We start from the raw sequence: 1,081 nt of genomic DNA, 5'->3' as shown, positions 1-1,081 counted from the left end.
AAAACCCTGTAGAGGCGAGGCTTGCCCGCGAAGACGGTGTGCCAGTCGACATGGATGTTGAATGACACCGGCCCCTTCACGGGCAAGCCTCGCTCCTGCAGGTGCAGGGCATGATCAGCTTATAAACGAATTTATTGATGGGTTATAGCAGTTATTTGCGCTTTTTCATCGATATGACTCTGTTTAACCTTCACTCCATCGCCTTACAGCATTCTCAGATGGAGCCTACATCCCATGTCACGCGTTCTGATCATCGAAAGCAGCGCACGTCAGCAAGACTCGGTTTCCCGTCAGTTGACCCAGACATTCATCAGCCAGTGGAAAGCCGCTCACCCGAACGACCAGATCACCGTGCGTGACCTCGCCGTCAACCCGGTGCCGCACCTGGACATCAATCTGCTGGGCGGCTGGATGAAACCCGCCGAACAGCGCAGCGACATTGAACAGGTCTCCCTGGAACGCTCCAACGAGTTGACCGACGAACTGTTGGCCGCTGACGTACTGGTCATGGCCGCGCCGATGTACAACTTCGCCATCCCCAGCACCCTCAAAGCCTGGCTCGACCATGTGCTGCGTGCCGGCGTGACTTTCAAGTACACCGAGACCGGCCCGCAAGGTTTGCTCAGCGGCAAGCGCGCCTACGTGCTGACCGCTCGCGGCGGGATCTACGCCGGTAGCACCGCCGATCACCAGGAACCGTACCTGCGTCAGGTGATGGGTTTCATCGGGATTCACGACGTGACCTTCATTCACGCCGAAGGCATGAACCTGGGCGGTGACTTCCAGGAGAAAGGCCTGAACCAGGCCAACGCCAAGCTTTCCCAGGTGGCCTGAGGCTTTAATCGCCAGATAATCCCTTGATGTTCAAGTGGCCTGGCGCAACCCCTTCAAGGCTTTACGCGCATCGAACCTCCCTTTGCACTTGTTGCTCCTGAGTGCTGTCGCCCGATTGAACGCTTTAGCGAGATCGGGCTTTTTTTTGCCTGGGATTTTTGGGGTTGAACACGAACCTGGAGCGAAGCTTGCTCGCGAAGACGGTGTCAGATCCAACATAGATAGCGGCTGACACAGCGTCTTCGCG

2 protein-coding genes are annotated in these 1,081 nt (G+C 57.0%); one reads left to right on the top strand and one right to left on the bottom strand.

Translation table 11 applies throughout. The annotated features are described in order from the left end of the window. Positions 1-234 precede the first annotated feature (234 nt). Complete coding sequence (locus QMX98_RS34730) at positions 235-834, top strand: FMN-dependent NADH-azoreductase (protein ID WP_010462046.1); 600 nt, start codon at positions 235-237, stop codon at positions 832-834. 30 nt (positions 835-864) lie between these two features. On the opposite strand, the gene QMX98_RS34725 is transcribed toward QMX98_RS34730, so the two are convergent. Further along, a partial coding sequence (locus tag QMX98_RS34725; RefSeq protein WP_282412087.1) for a hypothetical protein occupies positions 865-1,081 on the bottom strand: 217 nt, incomplete at its 5' end.

The organism is Pseudomonas sp. PS02303 (assembly GCF_029959925.1).
GTDB classification, from domain to species: Bacteria; Pseudomonadota; Gammaproteobacteria; order Pseudomonadales; family Pseudomonadaceae; genus Aquipseudomonas; species Aquipseudomonas mandelii.
This window is presented reverse-complemented; position numbering and strand designations above follow the sequence as displayed.